The 25,764-nt window shown below is 66.4% G+C and carries 22 protein-coding genes; 17 read left to right on the top strand and 5 right to left on the bottom strand.

Features of this window, described 5'->3' with window-relative positions:
• Positions 1-326: 326 nt before the first annotated feature.
• Positions 327-1,595: an SGNH/GDSL hydrolase family protein gene (locus CFB43_RS01415; RefSeq protein WP_089493933.1), complete on the bottom strand. Its 1,269-nt coding sequence runs from the start codon at positions 1,593-1,595 to the stop codon at positions 327-329.
• A 198-nt stretch (positions 1,596-1,793) separates the two neighbouring features.
• Here CFB43_RS01415 and paaA point away from each other — a divergent pair, with 198 nt between their 5' ends.
• The 8 genes from paaA to CFB43_RS01375 all read left to right on the top strand — a co-directional run bounded on the left by paaA (position 1,794) and on the right by CFB43_RS01375 (position 8,073).
• A complete protein-coding gene (gene paaA / locus CFB43_RS01410; RefSeq protein WP_089493932.1) occupies positions 1,794-2,792 on the top strand; it encodes a 1,2-phenylacetyl-CoA epoxidase subunit PaaA in 999 nt (332 codons plus the stop codon).
• Positions 2,793-2,832: 40 nt separating this feature from the next.
• Positions 2,833-3,117 (top strand): 1,2-phenylacetyl-CoA epoxidase subunit PaaB, encoded by a 285-nt coding sequence (gene paaB / locus CFB43_RS01405; protein WP_010092957.1) that lies wholly within the window; start codon positions 2,833-2,835, stop codon positions 3,115-3,117.
• A gap of 10 nt (positions 3,118-3,127) precedes the next feature.
• On the top strand, positions 3,128-3,931 hold the full coding sequence (gene paaC / locus CFB43_RS01400; protein WP_089493931.1) for a 1,2-phenylacetyl-CoA epoxidase subunit PaaC: 804 nt from the start codon (positions 3,128-3,130) through the stop codon (positions 3,929-3,931).
• 31 nt (positions 3,932-3,962) lie between these two features.
• Positions 3,963-4,523 (top strand): 1,2-phenylacetyl-CoA epoxidase subunit PaaD, encoded by a 561-nt coding sequence (paaD, locus tag CFB43_RS01395; RefSeq protein WP_089493930.1) that lies wholly within the window; start codon positions 3,963-3,965, stop codon positions 4,521-4,523.
• A gap of 5 nt (positions 4,524-4,528) precedes the next feature.
• Positions 4,529-5,617, top strand: coding sequence for a 1,2-phenylacetyl-CoA epoxidase subunit PaaE (gene paaE, locus CFB43_RS01390; RefSeq protein ID WP_089493929.1), 1,089 nt, complete (start codon positions 4,529-4,531; stop codon positions 5,615-5,617).
• Positions 5,618-5,745: 128 nt separating this feature from the next.
• Positions 5,746-6,570, top strand: a complete 825-nt coding sequence (locus CFB43_RS01385; protein WP_089493928.1) for a DUF1835 domain-containing protein — start codon at positions 5,746-5,748, stop codon at positions 6,568-6,570.
• 16 nt (positions 6,571-6,586) lie between these two features.
• Positions 6,587-7,192 carry a TetR/AcrR family transcriptional regulator gene (locus CFB43_RS01380; RefSeq protein ID WP_006482923.1) on the top strand — a complete coding sequence of 202 codons (606 nt, stop codon included), beginning with the start codon at positions 6,587-6,589 and terminating at the stop codon, positions 7,190-7,192.
• Positions 7,193-7,425: 233 nt separating this feature from the next.
• Positions 7,426-8,073 (top strand): GNAT family N-acetyltransferase, encoded by a 648-nt coding sequence (locus CFB43_RS01375; protein ID WP_039366876.1) that lies wholly within the window; start codon positions 7,426-7,428, stop codon positions 8,071-8,073.
• 58 nt (positions 8,074-8,131) lie between these two features.
• Here the strand turns inward: CFB43_RS01375 and CFB43_RS01370 are convergent, their stop codons facing one another.
• Entirely contained in the window at positions 8,132-8,656 is a 525-nt protein-coding gene (locus CFB43_RS01370) for an Lrp/AsnC family transcriptional regulator (RefSeq protein WP_059608511.1), read from the bottom strand.
• 212 nt (positions 8,657-8,868) lie between these two features.
• Between CFB43_RS01370 and hppD the strand changes: the two genes are divergently transcribed.
• Positions 8,869-9,966, top strand: coding sequence for a 4-hydroxyphenylpyruvate dioxygenase (gene hppD / locus CFB43_RS01365; protein WP_089493927.1), 1,098 nt, complete (start codon positions 8,869-8,871; stop codon positions 9,964-9,966).
• A 132-nt stretch (positions 9,967-10,098) separates the two neighbouring features.
• Here hppD and CFB43_RS01360 read toward each other — a convergent pair whose 3' ends face one another.
• Positions 10,099-10,293: a hypothetical protein gene (locus tag CFB43_RS01360; RefSeq protein WP_046547411.1), complete on the bottom strand. Its 195-nt coding sequence runs from the start codon at positions 10,291-10,293 to the stop codon at positions 10,099-10,101.
• Positions 10,294-10,624: 331 nt separating this feature from the next.
• Here CFB43_RS01360 and CFB43_RS01355 point away from each other — a divergent pair, with 331 nt between their 5' ends.
• Positions 10,625-14,215, top strand: a complete 3,591-nt coding sequence (locus tag CFB43_RS01355) for an indolepyruvate ferredoxin oxidoreductase family protein (protein ID WP_089493926.1) — start codon at positions 10,625-10,627, stop codon at positions 14,213-14,215.
• 148 nt (positions 14,216-14,363) lie between these two features.
• Here the strand turns inward: CFB43_RS01355 and CFB43_RS01350 are convergent, their stop codons facing one another.
• Positions 14,364-16,634, bottom strand: a complete 2,271-nt coding sequence (locus tag CFB43_RS01350; RefSeq protein WP_089493925.1) for an NADP-dependent malic enzyme — start codon at positions 16,632-16,634, stop codon at positions 14,364-14,366.
• Between the two features lie 460 nt (positions 16,635-17,094).
• Between CFB43_RS01350 and CFB43_RS01345 the strand changes: the two genes are divergently transcribed.
• From CFB43_RS01345 to CFB43_RS01315, 7 genes are all read left to right on the top strand, one after another.
• The gene (locus CFB43_RS01345; protein ID WP_011350651.1) at positions 17,095-17,781 is read left to right on the top strand and encodes an orotate phosphoribosyltransferase; all 687 of its coding nucleotides are present in this window, start codon (positions 17,095-17,097) and stop codon (positions 17,779-17,781) included.
• Between the two features lie 255 nt (positions 17,782-18,036).
• Complete coding sequence (locus CFB43_RS01340) at positions 18,037-18,630, top strand: YbhB/YbcL family Raf kinase inhibitor-like protein (protein ID WP_089493924.1); 594 nt, start codon at positions 18,037-18,039, stop codon at positions 18,628-18,630.
• Between the two features lie 216 nt (positions 18,631-18,846).
• A complete protein-coding gene (locus CFB43_RS01335; RefSeq protein WP_039366855.1) occupies positions 18,847-19,419 on the top strand; it encodes a flavodoxin family protein in 573 nt (190 codons plus the stop codon).
• 154 nt (positions 19,420-19,573) lie between these two features.
• The gene (gene argC, locus CFB43_RS01330; RefSeq protein WP_089493923.1) at positions 19,574-20,524 is read left to right on the top strand and encodes an N-acetyl-gamma-glutamyl-phosphate reductase; all 951 of its coding nucleotides are present in this window, start codon (positions 19,574-19,576) and stop codon (positions 20,522-20,524) included.
• 435 nt (positions 20,525-20,959) lie between these two features.
• On the top strand, positions 20,960-22,366 hold the full coding sequence (locus CFB43_RS01325) for a DUF2957 domain-containing protein (protein WP_089493922.1): 1,407 nt from the start codon (positions 20,960-20,962) through the stop codon (positions 22,364-22,366).
• 150 nt (positions 22,367-22,516) lie between these two features.
• Complete coding sequence (locus CFB43_RS01320; protein WP_089455422.1) at positions 22,517-23,767, top strand: DUF2957 domain-containing protein; 1,251 nt, start codon at positions 22,517-22,519, stop codon at positions 23,765-23,767.
• An 18-nt stretch (positions 23,768-23,785) separates the two neighbouring features.
• On the top strand, positions 23,786-24,619 hold the full coding sequence (locus CFB43_RS01315) for an OmpW/AlkL family protein (RefSeq protein ID WP_089439010.1): 834 nt from the start codon (positions 23,786-23,788) through the stop codon (positions 24,617-24,619).
• A 184-nt stretch (positions 24,620-24,803) separates the two neighbouring features.
• Here the strand turns inward: CFB43_RS01315 and CFB43_RS01310 are convergent, their stop codons facing one another.
• Entirely contained in the window at positions 24,804-25,733 is a 930-nt protein-coding gene (locus CFB43_RS01310) for a LysR family transcriptional regulator (RefSeq protein ID WP_089493921.1), read from the bottom strand.
• Positions 25,734-25,764 lie beyond the last annotated feature (31 nt).

Below are 25,764 nucleotides of genomic sequence, written 5' to 3'. Positions count from 1 at the left end.
CGAGATTATGAACCGTGTTTCGCAATTCGTCAACAACTTTTTACACTACATCGTTGCGACTGCGGGGCTCAACTTCCAGGCCAGTTGCGCGCTCCAGACTCCAGCACACCGCCAACCCTGCTTCCCTTCTCCCGCGCTGCGTTTCCGTTAGCGCGAAAGAGGCGTGATTCTAAGCACCCGCCCCCGTCTCCGCAAGCCCTTTGTGAAAATATTTTGAAAAAGCCCCCGTGCGCTGGCGCGCACGGGGGCTTGGGGCTCGACGGGCCAAGTGGTGCCACTGACCTACGCGTTGCCGGCAACCACTTCCCTCTATATATAGAAGCGCGTCACTTGCCGATCACCGCAGCCTGTAGTTGCTCGACCGGCACCGCGTCGGCCATCGCGGCGTAGCCGGCGTCGCTCGGATGAATGCCGTCCCCACTATCGTATCGACGCTGCAGCACGCTCGGGCGCGCCGGATCGCGCAGCACAGCATCGAAGTCGACCACGCCATCGAACCCGCCACCACTCCGGATCCACCGGTTCACCTCGAGCCGGATCGCCTCGCGCCCCTCCGGCAGCCCGGCTGGCGTCAGCGTCGCGCCGAAGACCTTCACGCCCTGGCGGTGCGCCGCTTCAATCAGCCGGCGGTAGCCGTCGATCAAAGATGCAGCCGTGACCTGCGTATGCGGGTGGTCGCAATCGAGCCCCGCGCGCGGCGGCATCGCGGCGAAGTTGATGTCGTTGATCCCGATCAGCACGATCGCCGCCTTCACCCCCGCGCGCGACAGTGCATCACGCTCGAACCGCGACGCCAGCGACGTGCCGTAGCACGCCGAATCGCTGAGCAGCCGGTTTCCGCTGATACCAAGGTTCGCGACGCCGATCGACTCCACGCCAGAAGCGGTCAGCCGACGCGCTAGTGCGTCCGGCCAGCGGCGATTCCGGTTCACGCTCGAGCGCAGTCCGTCGGTGATCGAATCGCCGATCGCCGCTACGCTGGCGCGCGCCGAACCAGCCTCGACCGCGAACTCGCTCACCCATGCGTATTGGGTAAAACGGGTGCGGAACGCGGCGGCGCCCGGATCACTCACGTGATCACCCGGTGCAGACACGTAATTGAACTGGTTCGACACGCGGTGCCAGACCGTCATCCGCTGATTCGCCCCGATCTGGAGGCTGATCGCATACGGCCGCCCGGCCGCCACATCGATCGTCACCGGATCGCTTTCGAGTTCCTGGCCCGGCGCAAGCGTCACCGACGCCTTGCCGCCGAACCGAATCGGCGCCACCGCACCAGCAAGCGCCGCCCCGTCGCCTGCGCGCGCGAGACTCGCCGCCTCGACGACCAGCGGCGCACGGCCGTAGGCATTGCTGACGCGGATCCGCGCGGCACGCCCCGACACCGTCGGATAGACGATCTGGCGCACGGCCCGCCCGGACACGTCGGGCGCACGATAAAGCGGCGGCGGTGCGGCAAGGTCGGGGATCGGCTGCAGCGCGGTCGCCCACGCCGCCACCCATCCAGCCGGAGCGGCCGAGGCCGAGGCCACGAGCGGCGAGACAAAGACGGCGGCACCCAGCACTGCCGCGGCGATACTGCTTCGAAATGACATCGGCAAAATCCTCGTCGAAAGCGGGCATTGTGCCGCAGAAGACGCGAACCCCACGCGCCGGATCGCCGTCACGCCGCCCGATCGCGCCCCGACGTCTCTCGTTTACCCGAGTCTCGCCGCAAATCCGCAAGAAATATATTAACCGACCGGTCGGTTGGTTTATACTTCGCACACATTCAACCGGACGAGAGCTTCGCCATGTACACGCAATCCCTCGACATCCCAGGCAACGTCGCGCCGCTCGACGCCGCAGCCGAGTCGCCCGAGCAGGCGCGGTTCGATGCGGCCATGGCCGCCGACGGTAAGATCGAACCGCAGGACTGGATGCCCGATGCCTATCGCAAGACGCTGGTTCGCCAGATCTCGCAGCACGCGCACTCGGAAGTCGTGGGCATGCTGCCCGAAGGCAACTGGATCTCACGCGCACCGAGCCTGAAGCGCAAGGCGATCCTGCTCGCGAAGGTCCAGGACGAAGCCGGTCACGGCCTCTATCTTTATAGCGCGGCCGAAACGCTCGGCGTATCGCGCGATTCGCTGATCGACGCACTGCTCGCCGGCAAGGCGAAATACTCGAGCATCTTCAATTACCCGACGCCCACCTGGGCCGACGTCGGCGTGATCGGCTGGCTCGTCGACGGCGCCGCGATCATGAACCAGATTCCGCTGTGCCGCTGCACGTACGGCCCGTACGCGCGCGCCATGATCCGCGTGTGCAAGGAAGAATCGTTCCACCAGCGCCAGGGTTTCGACGCACTGCTGTCGATGATGAAGGGCACCGACGCGCAACGCGCAATGGTCCAGCAGGCCGTGAACCGCTGGTGGTGGCCGGTGCTGATGATGTTCGGCCCGAGCGACGCCGATTCGGTCCACAGCAACCAGTCCGCGAAATGGGGCATCAAGCGGATCTCGAACGACGATCTGCGGCAGAAGTTCGTCGACGCGACGGTCGACCAGGCGAAGGTGCTCGGCGTGACGCTGCCCGACCCCGACCTGAAGTGGAACGAGGCGCGCGGCCATCACGACTACGGCACGATCGACTGGGACGAATTCTGGCGCGTGGTCAACGGCGACGGCCCGTGCAACAAGGAACGCCTCGCGACCCGCGTGAAAGCGCACGAGAACGGCGCATGGGTGCGCGAAGCCGCACTCGCCCACGAAGCCAAGCGCCGCGCCCGCGCCGAACAGCACGCCGCCTGAGCGGCGGCACACCATCGAATTCAGGATTGAGGAGAAAGTGATGAACAAGGAATGGCCGATCTGGGAAGTGTTCGTGCGCAGCAAGCAGGGGCTCGACCACAAGCATTGCGGCAGCCTACACGCCGCCGACGCATCGATGGCGCTGCGCATGGCGCGCGACGTCTACACGCGCCGCCAGGAAGGCGTGAGCATCTGGGTGGTGCCGTCGTCGGCCATTACCGCGTCGGATCCGAACGAGAAGGCGGAGCTGTTCGAACCGGCGGGCGACAAGATCTACCGTCACCCGACGTTCTACACGTTGCCCGACGAAGTCAACCACATGTAACGCCCGCGCCATGACGATCACGCCCGAACACCTCTCCTACGTGCTGCGCCTCGCGGACACCACGCTGATCCTCGGTCAGCGCAACGCCGAATGGTGCGGCCACGGCCCGATTCTCGAGGAAGACATCGCGCTCACCAACATGAGCCTCGACCTCATCGGCCAGGCGCGCATGCTGTACACGCACGCGGCCGAACTCGAGCGCCAGCTCACCGGCGCGACGAAGACCGAGGACGACTACGCGTACTTCCGCACGGAGCGCGAGTTCGCGAACTTCACGCTCGCCGAGCTGCCGCACTACGGCCCGATCGCCGGCACCGCGCACGCCGACAACGACTACGCGGTCACGATCGTGCGCAACTTCCTGTACTCGGCGCTGATGCTGCACGTGTGGACCGCACTCGAAACGTCGACCGACACGCAGCTCGCCGCGATCGCCGCGAAATCGGTGAAGGAAACCCGCTATCACTTTCAGCACGCACGCGAGTGGCTGGTTCGCCTCGGCGACGGCACCGACGAATCGCACCGCCGCGCGCAGAACGCGCTCGACTACCTGACGCCGTACACGCGCGAATTCTTCGCTGCCGATGCAATCGACGACGCGGTCGCCGCCGCGGGCATCGCCCCCGCACCGGCCACGCTCGAAGCAGCATGGCGCGCGGACGTGGACGACGCGCTCGCGGAAGCGACGCTCACGCTGCCGGCCCCCGTGCAGCATGTGACGACCGGCAAGCAGGGCGAGCACTCGGAGCACATGGGCTACCTGCTCGCGGAACTGCAGAGCCTCGCACGCCAGCATCCCGGCGCGAGCTGGTAACCGGCCGCCCCCCGCCCAACGGAGCCCGACGATGTCCGTCCAGACCGCCCCCGCCAACGCCGTGCCCGTCGCGCGCCACGCCGACCCGCTGCTCGCCCGTGCCTGGGACGTGCTCGAAGCCGTGCCCGACCCCGAGATCCCGGTCGTGTCGATCCGCGAGCTCGGCATCCTGCGCGACGTCCGCCTCGGAGACGACGGCCAGCTCGAGGTCGTCATCACGCCGACCTACTCGGGCTGCCCGGCCATGTCGCAGATCGCGGAGGACATCGCCGCCGCGCTGCAGGCCGCGGACCTTCCGCCGCACCGGATCGAGACAGTACTCGCGCCCGCGTGGACGACCGACTGGATCACGCAAGAAGCACGCGACAAGCTGCGCGCGTACGGCATCGCGCCGCCGGTCGGCCAGTGCGGCACCGCCGCGCCGCGGGAAAACGTCGTGCGCTTCGTGCCGCGACCGGTCGCGGCACCCGCGTGCCCGCGCTGCGGCTCCGCCCGTACCGAGCGTCTCGCGCAATTCGCGTCCACGGCCTGCAAGGCGCTGTATCGCTGCGTCGACTGCCGCGAACCCTTCGACTACTTCAAACCTTATTAATCGATATGGCGACCCCGCAATTTCATCCGCTGCGTATCCGCGACGTGCGGCCCGAGACCGCCGACGCCGTCACCGTCTCCTTCGACGTGCCGCCCGAGCTGCGCGATGCGTACCGCTTCACGCAGGGCCAGTTCGTCACGCTGAAGACCCACATCGACGGCGAGGAAACGCGCCGCTCGTATTCGATCTGCGTCGGGACGACGGACTACGATCGTGACGGCGAACTGCGCATCGGCATCAAGCGGGTGCGCGGCGGCCGCTTCTCGAACTTCGCGTTCGACTCGCTCAAGCCGGGGCACACGATCGACGTGATGACGCCGGACGGCCGGTTCTTCACGCACCTGAACGCCGATCACGGCAAGCAGTACGTCGCGTTTTCAGGCGGCTCCGGCATCACGCCGGTGCTCGCGATCGTGAAGACGACGCTCGAACTCGAGCCGCGCAGCACGTTCACGCTGATCTACGGCAACCGCAGCGTCGACGCGATCATGTTCGCGGAGGAGCTCGAGGACCTGAAGAACCGCTACATGAACCGCTTCGTCCTCTATCACGTGCTGTCGGACGACCAGCAGGACGTCGCGCTGTTCAACGGCGTGCTCGACCAGGCGAAATGCGCGGAATTCCTCGACACGCTGATGCCGGCCGACGCGATCGACGAGGCATTCATCTGCGGCCCCGCGCCGATGATGGATGCAGCCGAGGCCGCGCTGAAGGCGGCCGGCGTGCCGCAGGCGAAGGTGCACGTCGAGCGCTTCGGCACACCGTTGCCGCAGGCCGGCGCGCCGATCGTCGAAATCACCGACCAGACCCCGGCCGCCGACCTCGAAATCGTGCTCGACGGCAAGAAGCGCAAGCTGCGCCTGCCGTACGAAGGCGTGAGCCTGCTCGATGTCGGCCTGCGCGCGGGCCTCGCGCTGCCGTACGCGTGCAAGGGCGGTGTGTGCTGTACGTGCCGCGCGAAGGTGCTCGAGGGCGAAGTGCGGATGGAGAAGAACTACACGCTCGAAGAGCATGAAGTGAAGGACGGCTTCGTGCTCACGTGCCAGTGCCACCCGGTCAGCGACAAGGTCGTCGTGAGCTACGACGAGCGTTGAGCGACGTCGCGTCGCGGCGCCGGGCGGTTTCTCGCCGTCACACATCTCGCTTACACTAGGGGCCGCCGGCCGGCTGGACATCGCAACGTCCGCCCGGCCGGCGGTTTTCTTTTGTTGACGACAGGCCGATGAGTACCATTCATTTGATTCAGGGCGGCACCGCCGCCGCGTCGCTGCACGAGGCACTCGCGCAAGCCGGACGCGACGAGCGCGTCGTCGGATTGCTCGACGATCTCGGCGTCGGGCCGCTCAAGGGCGCCGACGAGACGCCCGACACGCGCGCCGCCTTCTGGCAGCGCGTGCTCGGCGACCAGATTCCCGACTGGAACGCGGAGATCGAAGGCGAGTTCGCGCGCCTCGACCAGCTCGCGACGGATACCGGCCAGGTGGTCGTATGGCATGCGCCGAGCGTCGGCGACAAGCTGCTGCTGCGCCGCGTCGCCTATCACCTGCGCAACGTCCCGCAACGCCTGAACGAAGTGCGTCTGTCGGCCGCCGATCTCGACTCGGCGCAGCGCGCGGCGCTATCGCGCACCGACCAGGCGTGCGCGACCGGCATGTTCTCGCCGGCCGAGCTGGCGCGCAAGCGCCCGGTGGCCGCGCCAATCTCGGTGCTGCGCATCGGCCGCCTCGCGCTCGAATGGCAGGAGGCGAAGCACCTGAACGCCGAGCTGCGCTACTGGGTCAGCAACACCATCAAGAGCGGCTACTATGAGGACCTCGACGCGCTGATCGTCGCGCGCGCGGAAACCGCCTGGCGGCCCGCGGCGCGCCTCGTCGGCAGCATCATGGCCGACGCCGACCGCGGCGGGCTGTTCGTCAGCGACTCGATCGCCTGGTGGCGCTGCCGCGAACTCGCGGCGACCGGCCGGCTCGAGCTGCAGGACGACGCGCCCGACGCCCTCTCTTCCACGCAGGTGCGCGCGGCCCGCACGGCCACCCCGCACCGCTAATCTTCCCCATTCGACCATGGCCCGTACCCGAGCGCCCGACCACGAATCCCAGCGCGAGCAGATCCTCGATCTGGCCGCCGAGAAATTCGCGCAGACGAGCTACCCGAGCACGTCGATGTCCGATCTCGCGACCGCGAGCGGCACGTCGAAGGCGCGCCTCTATCACTATTACGAGAGCAAGGAAGCGATCCTGTTCGACCTGCTCGACCGCTACACGAAACGGCTGATGCTGATCATCGCCGAGGTCGAAGGGGCGAGCCAGCGACGCGGCCTCAGCGAGCGCGACGCGTTCGCCGAGCTGGTGCGTGCGTTCCTCGCCGAATACGAGACGTCGCACAGCCGGCACGTCGCGCTGCTCAACGACGTGAAGTATCTCGAGGACGCGCAGCGCGAAATCGTGCTCGACCGCCAGCGCGACATCGTCGCGGCGTTCACGCGGCAGCTCGCACGCGCGTATCCGGACCGCATCTCGAAGGAAAACCAGACGTCCGTGACGATGATGGTGTTCGGGATGATCAACTGGACGTTCACATGGCTGAAGCCCGGCGGCCGCCTCGGCTACCGCGACTTCGCCGAGCAGGTGATCGACCTGATCGAGCGCGGGCTGTCGACGGCCGCCTGAATGACGCGCAGCAGCAAGCGTTGCGTGACGGGCACACTGCGGCTGCCCGCCGCGCATTTCATATGATGAATTTTAAATTCGCTTAAAATCAATAACTTACAGAATGAACTAAGCGGTTTTAGAATTTCCCCTCGGCACAAATAACGTCAAATACGGGTTTTCCCCAACCTCGCTCGGGTAAAATGCTGTTGCATTGCACAACCCGCTTGTGCACCCACACTGAGGAACCCACGATGAACACGCAATTCAACGGCCCTGCCGAAGTTGTCGGCACGGTCGGCAGTGCGCCGGTTCTCGTCAGGGAACTGGCTTCCAAAGACCGTGAGCAGATGCTCACCCACTTTCTCTCGCTCGACGAAGAGGACCGCCTGCTGCGCTTCGGCCAGATGGTGCCCGACCACGTGATCGAGAATTATGTCCGCACGATCGACTTCGGCCGCGACACCGTGTTCGGCGTGTTCGACCACGACCTCGAACTGATCGGCGTCGGCCACCTGGCCTACCTGCCGGCCGAGGGCGACAAGCGCACGGCCGAATTCGGCGTGTCGGTGCTCGAAAGCGCACGCGGCCGCGGCGTCGGCTCGAAGCTGTTCGAGCGCGCGGCGATCCGCAGCCGCAACACGCACGTGACGATGCTGTACATGCACTGCCTGTCGCGTAACGCGACGATGATGCACATCGCGAAGAAATCCGGGATGCGGATCGAGTACGCGTACGGCGAAGCCGATGCGTACCTGTCGCTGCCGCCGGCCGACCACTCGACGATCATCGCCGAGATGCTGCAGGAGCAGGCCGCGGTGTTCGACTACGCGATGAAGCGCCAGGCGCGCCGCACCACGAAGTTCATCGAATCGCTGATGCCCGCCGCGCTGACGGCGTAACTTCAGCCAGCCGGGCCGCGCCTGCCGCGCGCCCGGCCCCTCCCTTCCCCGCCGCGCACTAGCGCACCGAACGAATCGGCAACGCCGTCGTCTCCTTGAAGCATTCGAGCGAAAAGCTCGTCTTCACGTCGATCACCGACGGGTGATGCAGCAGATGCTCCTGCACGAAGCGGGAGAAATGCGCCATGTCCTCGACCTGCACGCGCAGCAGGTAATCCATGTCCCCCGTCATCGCGTGGCACGCGACCACTTCCGGCCAGGTCTGCACGGCCGCGCGAAACAGCTCCGCATGGGTCGCGCCTGCGCGCGCCGACGTTTCGTCGGCCCGCGCCGGCGCCAGGCCGCCACGCTTCTCGAGCCGCACGCTCACGTACGCGAGCAGGTCGAGCCCGAGCTTCTGCGGATCCAGCAGCGCGACATAACCGGTGATCACGCCGATTTCCTCGAGCCGCCGGATCCGCCGCAGGCACGGGCTCGGCGACAGGTTCACGCGCTCGGCGATCTCCTGGTTCGACAGGCGCCCGTTCTCCTGAAGAATCGCGAGAATCCGCCGGTCGATGGCATCCAATTCGGCTTGCGCCATCTTCTGCCCTCCAATGAATGATTTGAGACGGGAAATTGCGCCATCGTAGGTTCGGGCAATTAAGTTCGCAAGTTTACACTCGCGGCTGCCCGCTACACTTTGTCGCACGTACCGATGCGTCGCGCACGCCACCGCGTGCGCGACGTTCGACATCGAACCAGGCCGGGCCTGCGCACATCGCCCCGGCCGATCGCCCCCACAGGAGACACGCCATGCAGATCCCGAACTGGGACAACCCCGTCGGCACCGACGGCTTCGAATTCATCGAATACACGGCACCGGACCCGAAAGCGCTCGGACAACTGTTCGAACGGATGGGTTTCACCGCGATCGCGCGCCACCGCCACAAGGACGTGACGGTGTACCGCCAGGGCGACATCAACTTCATCATCAACGCCGAACCCGATTCGTTCGCACAACGCTTCGCGCGCCTGCACGGCCCGTCGATCTGCGCGATCGCGTTCCGCGTGCAGGACGCCGCGAAGGCGTACCAGCACGCGCTGGAACTCGGCGCATGGGGCTTCGACAACAAGACCGGCCCGATGGAGCTGAACATCCCGGCGATCAAGGGCATCGGCGATTCGCTGATCTATTTCGTCGACCGCTGGCGCGGCAAGAACGGCGCGCAACCGGGCGCCATCGGCGACATCAGCATCTATGACGTCGACTTCGAGCCGATCGTCGGCGCGAACCCGAACCCGGTCGGCCACGGCCTCACCTACATCGACCATCTGACGCACAACGTGCATCGCGGCCGCATGCAGGAATGGGCCGAGTTCTACGAACGCCTGTTCAACTTCCGCGAAGTGCGTTACTTCGACATCGAAGGCAAGGTGACGGGCGTGAAGTCGAAGGCGATGACGTCGCCGTGCGGCAAGATCCGCATCCCGATCAACGAGGAAGGCTCGGATACGGCCGGCCAGATCCAGGAATACCTCGACGCGTACCACGGCGAAGGCATCCAGCACATCGCGCTCGGCGCCGCCGACATCTACCAGGCGGTCGATGGCCTGCGCAGCAAGGAAGTGAAGCTGCTCGACACGATCGACACGTATTACGAACTGGTCGACCGCCGCGTGCCGAACCACGGCGAATCGCTGGACGAACTGAAAAAGCGCAAGATCCTGATCGACGGCGCACGCGACGACCTGCTGCTGCAGATCTTCACCGAAAACCAGATCGGGCCGATCTTCTTCGAGATCATCCAGCGCAAGGGCAACCAGGGCTTCGGCGAAGGCAACTTCAAGGCACTGTTCGAATCGATCGAACTCGACCAGATCCGCCGCGGCGTCGTACAGGACAAGGCCTGACGCATCCGGCGGGCGGCTGCCCGGGGCAACCCGGCAGCCCGCACGATCCGGCGGCGCAAAGAAAAAGGGCGGGAATCCTCGGATTCCCGCCCTTTTTGCATTCCGGCGCGGCCCGCAGGCCGCGCGAGCGGATCAACGCGCGTTCGCCTTCGACTCGACGGCGCGCTCGGCCGACGGCTGCGCGACGGCGTCCTGGGCCGGCACGATCTGCTGCATCTGCGCGCCGGCGGCCGCCAGTGCGCTCGCGCCTCGCGCGTGCACCGGGCCGGTCATCGAGAAAAACGCGGCGGACACGATCAGGAAACTCTGGATATGACGTGTGTTCATTGCACCTCCTGTAAAACTGCCGGCGCCTCCCCGATTGCGTCGAAACAAGCCAACGCGACCGGGCACCTCCGGCAGGCCGACAAGATTAACGGCGTTTGCACGAAGATGGGGCCGGCTTTACATGCTTTTACATGATGTAACGCATGGTTCCGCCCTGTTTTTCTGATGCGCCGCCGCAATTCCCCCGCATTCCAACCCGATGGGCGGCGGGTTTGCCCCAGTGCTACCATCGCTTAAAACCGGCCAATATGCCGGCCACTGCAGACGCGTCCACAAGACGCCTGAAGCAGTCGAGTTTTGGTGATCCCAAACTGGGTGGAGGAGACAGTTAATGAATGCCCCGCTAGACGCAGGCCAACGCGCATCGCTAGAAGCCGCGCTGAAGTCCGTCACGCTTGACGACAAATACACACTGGAACGCGGCCGCGCGTACATGAGCGGCATCCAGGCCCTCGTGCGCCTGCCGATGCTCCAGCAGGAACGCGATCGCGCCGCCGGTCTCAATACCGCCGGCTTCATCTCCGGCTATCGGGGTTCGCCGCTCGGCGGTCTCGATCTGTCGCTCTGGAAAGCCAAGCAGCACCTGGCCGCCCACCAGATCGTCTTCCAGCCCGGCCTCAACGAAGATCTCGCCGCCACCGCCGTGTGGGGCTCGCAGCAGGTGAACCTGTACCCCGGCGCGAAGCACGACGGCGTGTTCGGCATGTGGTACGGCAAGGGCCCGGGCGTCGACCGCACGGGCGACGTGTTCAAGCACGCAAACTCGGCCGGCTCGTCGCAGCACGGCGGCGTGCTGGTGCTCGCCGGCGACGACCACGCGGCGAAATCGTCAACGCTCGCGCACCAGTCCGAACACATCTTCAAGGCCTGCGGGCTGCCGGTGCTGTTCCCGTCCAACGTGCAGGAATATCTCGATTTCGGCCTGCACGGCTGGGCGATGAGCCGCTACTCGGGCCTGTGGGTCGCGCTCAAGTGCGTGACGGACGTAGTCGAATCGTCGGCATCGGTCGACATCGACCCGCATCGCACCGAGATCGTGCTGCCGACCGACTTCATCCTGCCGGAAGGCGGGCTGAACATCCGCTGGCCCGACCCGCCGCTCGTGCAGGAAGCACGGCTGCTCGACTACAAGTGGTATGCGGCGCTCGCCTACGTGCGTGCGAACAAGCTCGATCGCATCGAGATCGATTCTCCGAGCGCGCGCTTCGGGATCATGACCGGCGGCAAGGCGTACCTCGACGTACGTCAGGCCCTGACCGACCTCGGCCTCGACGACGAAACCTGCGCGCGGATCGGCATCCGGCTCTACAAGGTCGGCTGCGTGTGGCCGCTCGAAGCGCAGGGCGCGCAGGCGTTCGCGCGCGGGCTCGACGAAATCCTCGTCGTCGAGGAAAAGCGCCAGATCCTCGAATACGCGATCAAGGAAGAGCTGTACAACTGGCCCGACGGGCAACGTCCGCGCGTGTTCGGCAAGTTCGACGAGAAGGACGGCGCCGGCGGCGAATGGTCGGTGCCGATGGGCAACTGGCTGCTGCCCGCGCACTACGAGCTGTCGCCGGCGATCATCGCGAAGGCGATCGCGACGCGCCTCGAGAAGTTCGAGCTGCCGTCCGACGTGCGGGCACGCATCGCCGCGCGCCTCGCCGTGATCAACGCGAAGGAAATGGCGCTCGCGAAGCCGCACGTGCAGACCGAGCGCAAGCCGTGGTTCTGCTCGGGCTGCCCGCACAACACGTCGACCAACGTGCCGGAAGGCTCGCGCGCGATCGCCGGCATCGGCTGCCACTACATGACCGTGTGGATGGACCGCAGCACGAGCACCTTCAGCCAGATGGGCGGCGAAGGTGTGCCGTGGATCGGCCAGGCGCCGTTCACGGACGAGAAGCACGTGTTCGCGAACCTCGGCGACGGCACCTATTTCCACTCGGGCCTGCTGGCCGTGCGCGCGGCGATCTCGTCGAAAGCGAACATCACCTACAAGATCCTCTACAACGACGCGGTCGCGATGACGGGCGGCCAGCCGGTCGACGGCGTGCTGACGGTGCCGCAGATCACGCACCAGCTCGCGTCCGAAGGCGCGAAGAAGATCGTGATCGTCACCGACGAGCCGGAGAAGTACGACAGCCAGAAGGCGCTGCTCGCGCCGGGCGTGACGATCCATCACCGCGACCAGCTCGACGACGTGCAGCGCGAGCTGCGCGAGATCGAAGGCACGACGATCCTGATCTACGACCAGACCTGCGCGACCGAGAAACGCCGCCGCCGCAAACGCGGCACGTACCCGGACCCGGCCAAGCGCGTCGTGATCAACGACGCGGTGTGCGAAGGCTGCGGCGACTGCTCGGTGCAGTCGAACTGCCTGTCGGTCGAGCCGCTGGAAACCGAATTCGGCACGAAGCGCCAGATCAATCAGTCGAGCTGCAACAAGGACTTCTCGTGCGTGAAGGGCTTCTGCCCGAGCTTCGTCACCGTCGAGGGCGGCCAGATGAAGAAGCCGAAGGCCGTGTCGGTCGACGGCAACGCACTGCCGCCGATCCCCGAACCGACGCTGCCGGACATCGACCGCGCCTACGGCGTGCTCGTCACGGGCGTCGGCGGCACGGGCGTCGTCACGATCGGCGCACTGCTCGGGATGGCCGCGCACCTGGAAAACAAGGGCGTGACCGTGCTCGACGTCACCGGCCTCGCGCAGAAGGGCGGCGCCGTGATGAGCCACGTGCAGATCTCGCACGCGCCGACCGACATCCACGCAACGCGGATCGCGATGGGCGAAGCCGACCTCGTGATCGGCTGCGACGCGATCGTCACGGCCGGCGACGAATGCACGTCGCGGATGCGGCACGACACGACGCGCGTGGTCGTCAACAGCGCGCAGACGCCGACCGCCGAGTTCATCAAGAACCCGAACTGGTCGTTCCCCGGCCTGTCCGCGGAAAACGACATCCGCGCGGCGGCGGGCGAAGCCGTCGATTTCATCGACGCGAACCGCTTCGCGGTCGCGCTGCTCGGCGACGCGATCTACACGAACCCGTTCGTGCTCGGCTACGCGTGGCAAAAGGGCTGGCTGCCGCTCACGCTCGCGTCGCTGGTGCGCGCGATCGAGCTGAATGCGGTATCGGTCGAGAAGAACCGTGCGGCCTTCGACTGGGGCCGCCGCGCCGCGTACGACCTGGCGAGCGTGAAGCAGGCCGCGGCCGGCGACGCGCGCCCCGTGCAAGGCGCCACGGTGATTTCGCTGCACACGAAGAAGGCGGTCGACGCGCTGATCGCGAAGCGCGTGGAATTCCTCACCGCGTACCAGAATGCCGCGTACGCAGCACGCTATGCGGCGTTCGTCGACAAGGTGCGCGCGGCCGAGCGTGCGCTGGCGGACGGCGACACGGTGCAGGAGCAGCTGACCGAAGCGGTCGCGCGCAACCTGTTCAAGCTGATGGCGTACAAGGACGAATACGAGGTCGCGCGGCTGCAGTCCGATCCGGCGTTCCTCGCGCGCCTGACCGCGCAGTTCGAAGGCGACTGGAAGCTGAAATTCCACCTCGCGCCGCCGCTGTTCGCGAAGACGGACGCCCACGGCCATCTCGTGAAGAAGGCGTACGGCCCGTGGATGATGTCGGCGTTCCGGCTGCTCGCGAAGGCGAAGTTCCTGCGCGGCACTGGGCTCGACCCGTTCGGCCGTACCGACGAGCGTCGCACCGAGCGCGCGCTGATCGGCGAGTACGAAGCGCTGATCGGCGAGGTGCTCGCCAAGCTGAACGCGGCCAACCGCCCGCTCGCCCTCGAGCTCGCGGCGCTGCCGGACGGCATTCGCGGCTATGGCCACGTGAAGGAGAACAACCTGCGCGCGGTACGGGTGAAATGGGACACGCTGCTCGCGAAATGGCGCTCACCGGCCGGCGGCCAGTCGCACCAGCAGGTCGCGTAACGGCACGCGGCGGGCATTCGCGGCCGGATGCCCGCTGGTGAGCGGCTATCCGCTCACGTCGCTTCACGAAAAAAAACGCCACGGAACGCAGGTTCCGTGGCGTTTTTCATTGCGCCGCGCGTGAAGCGCGGCACACGCGGGCGTGACTTTACTTCGTGTTCACGTTCGCGGCGGCAACGGCCGTCATGTTGATGATCCGGCGCACGGTCGCGGCCGGCGTCAGGATGTGAGCCGGCTTCGCCGCGCCGAGCAGGAACGGGCCGACCGTCACGCCTTCGCCGCCGACCATCTTCAGCAGGTTGTACGCGATGTTCGCCGCTTCGACGTTCGGCATGATCAGCAGGTTCGCCTCGCCCGACAGCGTCGTGCCGGGGAAGGCCTGCTTGCGGATCAGTTCCGACAGCGCCGCGTCGCCGTGCATTTCGCCGTCGACTTCCAGGTTCGGCGCACGTTCGACGATCAGCTTGCGGGCTTCGCCCATCCGGCGCGACGACGCCGACGGCGCGCTGCCGAAGTTCGAGTTCGACAGCAGCGCAGCCTTCGGCACAATGCCGAAGCGCTCGATCTCGGCCGCGGCCTGGATCGTCATGTCGGCGAGCTGTTCGGCGCTCGGCAGCTCGTTCACGTACGTATCGCACACGAACAGGTTGCGGCCCGGCAGCATCAGCAGGTTCATCGCCGCGAAGTGCTCGGCGCCCTTCGCACGGCCCAGCACCTGCTCGATGAACTTCAGGTGGCTGTGGAACGTGTCGATCATCCCGCAGATCATCCCGTCCGCGTCGCCCAGATGCACGAGCATCGCGCCGATCAGCGTGTTGAACTTGCGCATCGCGGCCTTCGCGACTTCCGGCGTCACGCCGTCGCGCGCGCCGATCTCCTGATACGCCTGCCAGTAGCGGTGGTAGCGCGCATCGTCTTCCGGATCGACGATCTCGAAATCGGTGCCGGCCTTCAGCTTCGAGCCGATCTTCGCGAGGCGCATGTCGATGACCGACGGACGGCCGACGAGGATCGGCTTCGCGATCTTTTCCTGCAGCACGAACTGCGCGGCACGCAGCACGCGCTCGTCTTCGCCCTCGGCGAACACGATGCGGGCCTGCTTCTGCTTCGCGGTGGCGAACACCGGACGCATCACCATGCCGGTGCGGTAGACGGTCGCGCCGAGCTGCTCGCGGTACGCGTCCATGTCCTGGATCGGGCGGGTGGCGACGCCCGAATCCATCGCGGCTTGCGCGACGGCCGGCGCGATCTTGATGATCAGGCGCGGGTCGAACGGCTTCGGAATCAGGTAGTCCGGCCCGAATTCGAGCGAGTGGCCTTCATACGCCTTCGCGACTTCCTCGCTCTGGTCGGTTTCCTGCGCCAGCTCGGCGATCGCGCGCACGCACGCGAGCTTCATTTCTTCCGTGATCGTCGTCGCGCCGACGTCGAGCGCGCCGCGGAAGATGAACGGGAAGCACAGCACGTTGTTGACCTGGTTCGGGTAGTCCGAACGGCCCGTCGCGACGATCGCGTCCGGACGCACGGCCTTCGCGTCTTCCGGACGGATTTCCGGTTCCGGGTTCGCGAGCGCCAGGATCAGCGGGCGGTCGCCCATCGTCTTGACCATGTCCTGCTTCAGCACGCCCGCGCTCGAGCAGCCGAGGAACACGTCCGCGCCGACGATCGCGTCGGCGAGCGTGCGTGCGTCGGTGGTCGCCGCATAGCGCTGCTTCGACGGATCGAGGTTGCCGCGCCCTTCGTAGATCACGCCCTTCGAATCGGCGACGAGGATGTTCGACTTCGTCAGGCCGAGGTTCACCAGCAGGTCCAGACACGCGATCGCTGCCGCGCCCGCGCCCGAGCACACGAGCTTCACTTCGGACAGCTTCTTGCCGACGACCTTCAGGCCGTTCAGGATCGCGGCCGACGCGATGATCGCGGTGCCGTGCTGGTCATCGTGGAAGACGGGGATCTTCATGCGCTCGCGCAGCTTCTGCTCGATGTAGAAGCATTCCGGCGCCTTGATGTCCTCGAGGTTGATGCCGCCGAGCGTCGGCTCGAGCATCGCGATCGCCTCGACGAGCTTGTCGGGGTCGGACTCCGACAGTTCGATGTCGAACACGTCGATGCCCGCGAATTTCTTGAAGAGGCAGCCCTTGCCTTCCATCACCGGCTTCGCGGCGAGCGGGCCGATGTTGCCGAGGCCGAGCACGGCGGTGCCGTTCGTGATCACGCCGACGAGGTTGCCGCGCGACGTGTACTTCTGCGCGTCGAGCGGATCGGCGTGGATCGCTTCGCACGCTGCGGCGACGCCCGGCGAATACGCGAGCGACAGATCGAGCTGGTTCGACAGCGGCTTGGTCGGGGTGACCGAAATCTTGCCGGGTTTCGGGTTCAGGTGATAAGCGAGTGCGGCCTGCTTCAGTTGTTCGTCCATGATTGACCTGCGAGAGACATGCGAAATATTGACGGTTCAGTACGCAGCACCTTCGGCCGCGTCTGCTTGAATCGAGGGGGTGGTCGACTGCGAGACGGCACGCGACGCGCCGGGTCGGCACGCCATCGAACCTTGGCGGGTGGCAAGAGGAAAGTACAAAGTACTGAACGATTTCTAAGGGCCGCCTAGTGTACACCCCCTAAATGACGCATGTTGGTGCAGCGCCGCATCCTCCGCATCAGCGTGCGAGCGATCCGGCCCCGCTTGTTTCGCCGGTGGTGAGCCGCGCGGCGAACCCGCGCGAATTCCGCCGAAAACCCGCCTGAATCGGGTAAAATAGCGGGCTACGCGCGCAGCGATGCGATTGGCCCTCCGATCGCGCCCCGGCCCCCTGGGCAGGTTCCCCTTGCTGCGCCACCGGGCCCGCGCCCGCTCTTCGCTCATCACCCAAGGAATGCCCATGACAGGCTACGATCGTCAGTCGATCTCGGATACGACCGCCAAAATCCTGCTCGAAGTACAGGCAGTGCACTTCAACGCAGAAAAACCGTTCATCTTCACGTCCGGCTGGGCAAGCCCCGTCTATATCGACTGCCGCAAGCTGATTTCGTATCCGCGCGTGCGCCGCGCGCTGATGGAAATGGCTGAAACGACGATCACGCGCGATATCGGCTTCGAGCAGATCGACGCGGTGGCGGGCGGCGAAACGGCCGGCATCCCGTTCGCGGCCTGGATCGCCGACCGGATGATGGTGCCGATGCAGTACGTGCGCAAAAAGCCGAAGGGTTTCGGCCGCAACGCGCAGATCGAAGGCCATCTGGAAGAGGGCTCGCGCGTGCTGCTGGTGGAAGACCTGACGACCGACAGCCGCAGCAAGATCAACTTCGTCAACGCGCTGCGCACCGCCGGCGCGACGGTGAACCACTGCTTCGTGCTGTTCCACTACAACATCTTCAAGGAAAGCGTGTCGGTCCTGAAGGACATCGACGTCGACCTGCACGCGCTCGCCACGTGGTGGGACGTGCTGCGCGTCGCGAAGGCCTCGGGCTACTTCGAGACGAAGACGCTCGACGAAGTCGAGAAATTCCTGCACGCACCGGCCGAGTGGTCGGCTGCGCACGGCGGCGCAACGTCCCCGAAGGACTGACGCCGCGCCGGCCCGCCGGCCGGCGTCCTGGCTGAACGAGCCGCCCGCTTCATCGCGGGCGGCTTTTTTTCGTCCGTCGAATTTGCGTCCGCCGATTCGTGCGGGAAACGATCGCGACCTCGCGTCGCGGCGTGCATCGCTCATCGAACCCTAATGCTAGACTTGATCCATCGCTGCCATCAGCTGCGCAGGCAACGCACTACGCCAACAATGCCGGACGCATCGGTCCGGCCCACGTGACGGGAGAAGCGCCATATGCGTGTGGATCGCCGGATCACTCCGCCTGCGCCATCGGGTCGCCCGTCGCCGTTCCTCGCCGCCCTCCTTTACGCCGCCGCCCTCTCCGCCCTGCCCGCGCATGCGGAAGGCCCGTTCACCGTGACGAGCGACGACCTGACGCCGGGCGGGCGCGTCCGCGCCGCGAACGTGTTCGACCGCGGCGACTGCAAGGGCGGCAACCACTCGCCGCAGCTCGCCTGGCACAACCCGCCGGCCGGCACGCGCGGCTATGCGGTCACGGTCTTCGATCCCGATGCGCCGGGGCACGGCTGGTGGCACTGGGCGGTGGCGGGCATTCCGGCGACGGTCACGAGCCTGCCCGCCGACGCGAGCGCGTCCGGGTTCCTGCGGCGCATCGGCGCGAGCGAGGCGCGCAACGACTTCGGGATCGACGGCTACGGCGGCCCGTGCCCGCCGCCGGGCAAGCCGCACCGCTACGTGATCACCGTCTATGCGCTCAAGGGCGACGACCTGCGCGTCGCGCAGGGCCGCCCCGCGCCGATGTTCGAACACGAGATCGGCACGCTGGCGATCGGTACCGCGCAACTCACGGTCAACTACGGGCAGTAACGCGCATGGGGCGCCAGGCATCGCACGCCACCGCGATTGCCGGCCGCCGCGAAATGGTGTTCTCCGCGCTCACGCGTTCTCCCGTCATTTCGGCTTGCTAGACTCGTCGTCACCGGTCGCGGCGCCATGCCGCGGATCCGTCGCGCCGCCCACCGGCGACGCGTGACGCGGCGAGCCTGCGGTCCGCCGTTCCCGTTCCTTTCCGGAGAACGCTTCATGTCGAACATCGTCATCGTCTATCACAGCGGCTACGGTCACACGCAGAAACTGGCCGAGGCCGTGCACGCGGGCGCGCAGGACGCCGGCGCGACCGTGCGCCTGCTCGCCGTCGGCGACGTCGACGACGCGGGCTGGGCCGCGCTCGACGCGGCCGACGCGATCGTCTTCGGCGCGCCGACCTACATGGGCGGCCCGTCGGCGCAGTTCAAGCAGTTTGCCGACGCGACGTCGAAAGCGTGGTTCACGCAGAAATGGAAGGACAAGATCGCCGCGGGCTTCACGAACTCCGCGACGATGAACGGCGACAAGTTCTCGACGATTCAATATTTCGTCACGCTGTCGATGCAGCATGGGATGGTGTGGGTCGGCACGAGCCTGATGCCGGCCAACTCGAAGGCGGCCACGCGCAACGACATCAACTACCTGGGCGGCTCGACGGGCCTGCTCGCGCAGTCGCCGGCGGATTCGACGCCCGACGAAGGCCCGCTGCCGGGCGACCTCGAGACCGGCAAGGCATTCGGCCGGCGGGTTGCCGAAGCGACCGCCCGGTGGGTCGCCGGCCGCGGCTGAGCCTGCCCCGGCGCCCGCTCCGGCGGGCGACATAGGGACACAAGACGGCCCGCCGGCCGTCTTTTTTTCGCCCCGCGCGGTGCAGGCACGCCGGATGACGTCTTAAAATGGCGGATTCAGGGCGCGGGCCCCCGTTTCATTCAGTGAGAGCGAAATGAGCACCAAAGTTTTTGTCGACGGCCAGGAAGGCACGACCGGCCTCAAGATCTTCGAATACCTGTCGGCACGCAGCGACATCGAGATCCTGCGCATCGATGAAGCGAAGCGCAAGGACGTCGAAGAGCGCCGCCGCCTGATCAACGCGTCGGACGTCACGTTCCTGTGCCTGCCGGACGTTGCATCGCGCGAATCGGCGTCGCTCGTCGAGAACCCGAACACGACGCTGATCGACGCGAGCACCGCGTTCCGCACCAGCGCCGACTGGGCGTACGGCCTGCCGGAACTGACCCGCGCGCAGCGCGAGAAGATTCGCACGTCGAAGCGCATCGCCGTGCCGGGCTGCCACGCGTCGGCCTTCGTGCTCGCGATGCGTCCGCTCGTCGATGCGGGCATCGTCGCACCGACGTTCGCCGCGCACAGCTACTCGATCACCGGCTACAGCGGCGGCGGCAAGGCGATGATCGCCGACTATGAAAACGCCACGCCGGGCGGCAAGCTCGCGAGCCCGCGCCCGTACGCGCTCGGCCTCACGCACAAGCACCTGCCGGAAATGGCCGCGCACACGGGCCTCGCGAACCCGCCGATCTTCACGCCGATCGTCGGGCCGTTCCTGAAGGGTCTCGCGGTGACGACCTACTTCACGCCCGAGCAGCTCGCGAAACGCACGACGCCGCAGGACGTGCAGCGCGTGTTCGCCGAGTACTACGCGGACGAAGCATTCGTGCGCGTCGCCCCGTTCGATGCGGACGCGAACCTCGACGGCGGCTTCTTCGACGTGCAGGCGAACAACGACACGAACCGGGTCGACCTGTTCGTGTTCGGCAACGCGGAGCGCTTCGTCACGGTCGCGCGCCTCGACAACCTCGGCAAGGGCGCATCGGGCGCCGCGATCCAGTGCATGAACCTGAGCATCGGCGCGGCCGAGGACGCAGGTCTCAAACGCTGATTCAGCATCGCATGCAATGCAAAGCCGGCCACTGGCCGGCTTTTTATTTATCCCTGTCAGGCAATATATAAAAAATTCCGGATCGCGCATTTACAAATATTTACAAGCTTTCAATTGCGCGATTACCAGTGAATTAATCCCGCCCCTTCTTTATCCAGTCAATCCCGAATAGGGATAAACCGGATACCGCCGCTTTAAACGCTGCCGTTATACGCAGGAAGGCGCTGCGCCGGCCTGTCCGGCGTCGCACATCCCCCACTCCGGCCGCTTTCGGCAGCCCGTCTCGCGTTTTAATTCTTACCGAATGCCGTGTCGGACAAGGATTCAATGCACGATGCCCGTTTCAATCGCCTTTTTTAGACGGGTTCATCAATTGACAGCAAAAATCAAGGCGGCGACATTAGCTCGCACAATTAAACGATTGGAGACAGCGGCATGTCGCACACCTTATCGAAGGGGGTGGCAACGGCCTTTGCCATTGCCCCTTTCCTGGTTGCATGTGGTGGGGGGGACGGCGGCGCACCCGCGCCGATCAATGCGCCCCAATGTTCCGGATCCAGCTGCGGCACGCAAGGGCCGCCGCCGTCACAGCCCATCAACGGTGCGCTGTGCCCGGCCAACGCCGACATCGTGAAGAGCACGTACCTCGGCGGCGCCGGTAGCGGCGAGATCGTCAGCGTCAACATCGACGCGGTGGCGATGACCTACACGCTCAAGTGGCTCGAATCGCCGATTCCGCTCGCGACCGGCACGGTCACGCCGAGCCGCGTCGGCACGACGATCACCGGGGCGGTCATGCACCCGCCGACCGGCGTGCTGCCGACCGCCGAGCAGACGCGCTGCGCGTTCATCCTCACGCCGGGCTCGGGCAAGGCGCCGAACGGCGCGACCTATTCGACGGCCGCCGACTTCAACCAGGCGAACCCGCCGATGCTGCTGGTCGGCATGGGCGTCGCGGGCGGCGGCATTCCGGGCGCGACGATCCAGTACGACGGGCTGACGATCATCCCGGGCGTGCTCCAGAACATCGGCCAGGTGCCGAACCGACACTTCGACTTCTATCCGTTCCTCGGCTTCGCGAACACGACGACCGACCTCACGAAGCTGCCGGGCACGTACAACGCGCTGATCTATCACCTCGTGCCGTCGAGCAACTACGCGACGAAGGGTTCGAACTCGAGCGAGACGTTCGACGCGAACGGCGCGTGCACGTCGAGCGGCTCAGGCGGCTGCCAGACGACCGGCGACCCGTGGAAGGCGAGCGCGAACGGCGGCTACTTCGACAGCACGAAGGCCCCGCAGATACTGCCACAGACGCAACTGCCGACCGGCGCGACCGGCAAGTCGGCGACCGCGCACATGGTGATCGGCCAGCTCAATGGCGCGACGGTGCCGGTGATCGTACGCACGGGCAACGTGAACCTCGGCACGCCGCCGCTGCACCTCGATGCGCAGGTCGACGACGAATCGGGCATCGCGGTGCTCGGCGCGGCGACGGCGATCACGTCGGGCGCGATCGACGGCGGTTACGCGGGCGCGGACTCGAACTTCAAGTACACGGCGGCCCTGATCCGCGGCAGCAACGCGTCGTTCATCAACCCGAGCACGCAGGCCGAGGAAGACGGCTTCACGCTCGACTACGGCCAGGCGACGCCCGGCCTGCTGAACGCGACGACGATTCCGAAGAGCGGCTCGGCCGCTTCCGGCGTGGTGATCGCGACGGGCGGCCTGTATGCGGCGCTGATCCAGGGCACGGTGAACGGCGGCGTCACGCCGACGTCGGCGAATTCGACGACGTCGTCGACACCGTACTTCGGCGTGGGCGCGCAGATCAGCAAGTAGCGAACGAGGGCGCGGCGGCGGGCTGACCGCCGTCGCGTGACGCTGGGAAGGCACGAAGGCGCTCGGCACGGCGCAAGCAGGACGAGCACGACCAACAGAAGCGGCCGACAGGGAGCTGGCCGCCGCACAAGACAAATCTGGAGGAGCAACATGAAGCGCAACCTCATTCTGGCGGCGGCCTTTGCCGCCCCCCTTCTTTCCGCTTGCGGCGGCAGCGGCAGCGGCGGCGACAACCCGCCCCCGCTCGTCGAAGACCGGCTTTGCCCCGCCACGCTCGACTACAACACCGTGTTCACGGGCGGCGCGGGCAGCGGCGAGCTCGCGAAAGTCCAGCTCGACACGACCAAGATGACCTGGCAGGTCACCTACGTCGAATCGGCGGTCCCGCAAAAGACCGGCACCGTCACGCCGACCCGCGCCGGCACCGTCGACAGCGGCACGCTCACGCAGGAAACGCTGCTGCCGACCAACAAGCTGAACCAGTGCGCGTTCCGGCTGAACGGCGCGAGCCTCGATGCGTCGCGTCCGGCACGCATCTTCGTCGGCTTCGGCGTCGCGGGCGGCACGATCCCCGGCAAGGAAATCCAGTTCGACGGCGTGCTCGGCCAGGCCGCGGTGCCCGATACGAAGTTCCCGTACTACCCGTTCATCGGCTTCTCGTCGATCGAAACCGACATCACGAAGGTCGCGGGCACGTACAGCCACGTCGGCTTCGGCGAAGTGCCGTCGCAGAAGTTCGCGCCGGCGTCGATCGACGCGAAGGTGACGATCAATGCGGACGGCACGTGGACCAAGTGCGACACGACCGGCCAGTTCGCCGGCGGCGCGTGTGCGCAGCAGGGCACGAACTTCGTGCAGTCGGCCGACGGCAGCGGCGCGTTCCAGTCGAACAACTACGCGAGCCAGCTGAAGCCGACGCTGTCGGCGACGCCGCAGGGCAAGGGCTTCATGATCGTCGGCAAGCTGCGCAACCAGCTCGTGCCGATCCTCGTGCGCACGGGTGTCGCGAACCCGAACCCGACGCCCGACAGCAACGGCGTGCCGGGCCTCACCGCCGACGACGAATCGAGCATCTCGATCCTCGCGCCGCAGACGGCGATCGCGCTCGGCTCGCAGAACGGCGAGTACATCGGCGTCGACAGCCAGTTCGACTACCGGACCACCGCGCTGATCGACAAGCAGGCCACGCTGCTCGATCCGTTCAACGCGTCGCAGGCCTCGCTCGCGACCGCGCTCGATCTCGACTACACGCAGAAGGTGCCTGGCACGGTCACGACGATTCACACGGGCTCGGGCAGCACGTCGCCGACCGGCAAGTTCATCTTCACGGGTGGCGTGTTCGGTTTCCTCGACAACGCGGGATCGACGCCGTATTTCACGATCGGCGCATTCGTCCAGTAAGCGGAGGGAAGAGCCGTGATGAAGAAGACCCTTCTCTGCGCGGCGGCGAGCGCCGCCGCCGTGGCGCCGCTCGCGGCGCATGCGCAGAGCGCCGGCAGCAACGTCGTGACGCTGGGCTGGTTCCATATCATGCCGCAGCAGAGCAGCACGCCGATGACGACCAACGTCGCGCCGACGCCGATCAACACGCCGCTGCGGCTGCCGCCGTCGTTCACGTCGCCGGGCACCGGGCTGCACACGAGCGGCGCCGACACCGTGGGCCTGACGGTCAGCCACTTCCTGACCGACCATATCGCGGTCACGTCGGTGGCCGGCGTGCCGCCGGTGTTCAAGGTGTCGGGCCAGGGCACGATCAAGCCGCCGGGCCCGGCCGGCGCGCTCGGCACGCAGAACATCGGGCTGGCCTCGGTCAATCCGATCGTGAAGAGCGTGCGGCAGTGGAGCCCGGCGGCGATCCTGCAGTACTACTTCGGCGCGGCGAACGCGAAGTTCCGGCCGTTCCTCGGCCTCGGCGTGTCGTACAACTGGTTCAGCGACCTGCAGCTCAACACGAACTTCATCAAGCAGACGCAGGACAACCTCGGCGCGGTTCTCGCGGCGGGCGCGGGCAAGCCGGGTACGACATCGGTGGAGGCGAAGGCGTCGTCGTCATGGCAGCCGGTGTTCAACGCGGGCCTGCAGTACAACATGACGGAGCATTTCGGGCTGATCGCGTCGGTTACGTACATCCCGCTGAAGACGACGTCGACGGTGACGATCAAGGCGGCCGACGGCACGGTGCTCTCGGAGTCGAAATCGGACCTGAAGGCCGATCCGATCATCAGCTACGTCGGGATGACGTACAAGTTCTGAGCGCAGCGACCGACGACGAATGGAAGGCCGCGACAAAATCGCAGGCAAAAAAAAGCCCGCCTAAGAGGCGGGCTGAATCCATATCAGAGGAGACATGGAGGAGACAGGTGCAACTATAGCGAAACAGTTTCCGCAATGCAACATTTCCGTAGAGAAAATAAGGATTTTCCCTCGAACGTCGCCTCTAGACCGCCTTTACCGCACCTGATCCCACCCTGTTTACCCGGTCGAGCACTTCGCCCAGCGCATCGCGCAGCAGCGCGACGGGCCGCACCAGCCGGCCCGGCAGCGCGCCGTGCACGATCCACACGTTGATCCGCGTCTCCAGCCCCACGGTTTCCACCACCCTCAGCGCATCGCGATGCGCGCTGCGCGCCAGCGCGTTCGGCGCCGCGATGCCGATGCCCGCGCCGCGCGCGACGAGCGACAACTGCAGCTCCGAGCCGAACGCCTCGACCGCGACGTCGAACGGCAACCCGGCCGCGCCGAGCATGCGGCTCAGCGCCGAACGCATCCCGCAGCCGTCCTGGCTCAGCACCCACGGAAAACCCGACAGCGTGTCGATCGACAGCGGACCGTCCGGCAGCGGATAGTCGCGCGCGGCGACGAGCACCGTCGGCTGCGTGCCGATCAGCGTCGACGTGAACGTGTCGGGCAGTGCCGAACTGGCCGGCACCATCACGGCCGCGACGTCGAGCGTGCCCCGCTCGACGCCTTGCATCAGCGCCGGCGACCAGCCGGCCGTCACCCGCAGCGTGAGGCGCGGAAACGCGTCACGCAGCCGGTCGATCGGCTGCTCGAGCGCCAGCTCGGACAGGAACGGCGGCACGCCGATGCGCAGCTCGCCCGACGGCTCGCTGTCCGGCGCGCCCGCCGCCATCAGCTCGTCGACCGCGCCCAGCACGTTGCGCGCGAGCGCGTAGACGTCGCGCCCGGCGGCGGTCGGCTTCAGCGGCTTGCTTTGCCGCTCCAGCAGCGGCATGCCGAGCAGCGTTTCGAGGTTCTGCACGCGCCGTGTCAGGCCCGGCTGCGTCAGGTGGAGCTTCGCGGCCGCGGCGACCATCGACCCGCTGTCGACCACCGCGACGAATGCCTGGAGATCACGCGTATTCAAAACAAACTCGCATAATCATATTCGAGATATT

It is taken from the genome of Burkholderia sp. AU15512 (genome assembly GCF_002223325.1).
Lineage (GTDB): Bacteria > Pseudomonadota > Gammaproteobacteria > Burkholderiales > Burkholderiaceae > Burkholderia.
Note: the sequence above shows the minus strand (reverse complement) of the source record. Positions and strands in the feature narration are given on the sequence as shown.

Coding starts and splice junctions, on each gene's coding strand:
- CFB43_RS01415 (WP_089493933.1), bottom strand. CDS start 1,595: ATGTCATTTCGAAGCAGTATCGCCGCGGCAGTGCTGGGTGCCGCCGTC.
- paaA (WP_089493932.1), top strand. CDS start 1,794: ATGTACACGCAATCCCTCGACATCCCAGGCAACGTCGCGCCGCTCGAC.
- paaB (WP_010092957.1), top strand. CDS start 2,833: ATGAACAAGGAATGGCCGATCTGGGAAGTGTTCGTGCGCAGCAAGCAG.
- paaC (WP_089493931.1), top strand. CDS start 3,128: ATGACGATCACGCCCGAACACCTCTCCTACGTGCTGCGCCTCGCGGAC.
- paaD (WP_089493930.1), top strand. CDS start 3,963: ATGTCCGTCCAGACCGCCCCCGCCAACGCCGTGCCCGTCGCGCGCCAC.
- paaE (WP_089493929.1), top strand. CDS start 4,529: ATGGCGACCCCGCAATTTCATCCGCTGCGTATCCGCGACGTGCGGCCC.
- CFB43_RS01385 (WP_089493928.1), top strand. CDS start 5,746: ATGAGTACCATTCATTTGATTCAGGGCGGCACCGCCGCCGCGTCGCTG.
- CFB43_RS01380 (WP_006482923.1), top strand. CDS start 6,587: ATGGCCCGTACCCGAGCGCCCGACCACGAATCCCAGCGCGAGCAGATC.
- CFB43_RS01375 (WP_039366876.1), top strand. CDS start 7,426: ATGAACACGCAATTCAACGGCCCTGCCGAAGTTGTCGGCACGGTCGGC.
- CFB43_RS01370 (WP_059608511.1), bottom strand. CDS start 8,656: ATGGCGCAAGCCGAATTGGATGCCATCGACCGGCGGATTCTCGCGATT.
- hppD (WP_089493927.1), top strand. CDS start 8,869: ATGCAGATCCCGAACTGGGACAACCCCGTCGGCACCGACGGCTTCGAA.
- CFB43_RS01360 (WP_046547411.1), bottom strand. CDS start 10,293: ATGAACACACGTCATATCCAGAGTTTCCTGATCGTGTCCGCCGCGTTT.
- CFB43_RS01355 (WP_089493926.1), top strand. CDS start 10,625: ATGAATGCCCCGCTAGACGCAGGCCAACGCGCATCGCTAGAAGCCGCG.
- CFB43_RS01350 (WP_089493925.1), bottom strand. CDS start 16,634: ATGGACGAACAACTGAAGCAGGCCGCACTCGCTTATCACCTGAACCCG.
- CFB43_RS01345 (WP_011350651.1), top strand. CDS start 17,095: ATGACAGGCTACGATCGTCAGTCGATCTCGGATACGACCGCCAAAATC.
- CFB43_RS01340 (WP_089493924.1), top strand. CDS start 18,037: ATGCGTGTGGATCGCCGGATCACTCCGCCTGCGCCATCGGGTCGCCCG.
- CFB43_RS01335 (WP_039366855.1), top strand. CDS start 18,847: ATGTCGAACATCGTCATCGTCTATCACAGCGGCTACGGTCACACGCAG.
- argC (WP_089493923.1), top strand. CDS start 19,574: ATGAGCACCAAAGTTTTTGTCGACGGCCAGGAAGGCACGACCGGCCTC.
- CFB43_RS01325 (WP_089493922.1), top strand. CDS start 20,960: ATGTCGCACACCTTATCGAAGGGGGTGGCAACGGCCTTTGCCATTGCC.
- CFB43_RS01320 (WP_089455422.1), top strand. CDS start 22,517: ATGAAGCGCAACCTCATTCTGGCGGCGGCCTTTGCCGCCCCCCTTCTT.
- CFB43_RS01315 (WP_089439010.1), top strand. CDS start 23,786: ATGAAGAAGACCCTTCTCTGCGCGGCGGCGAGCGCCGCCGCCGTGGCG.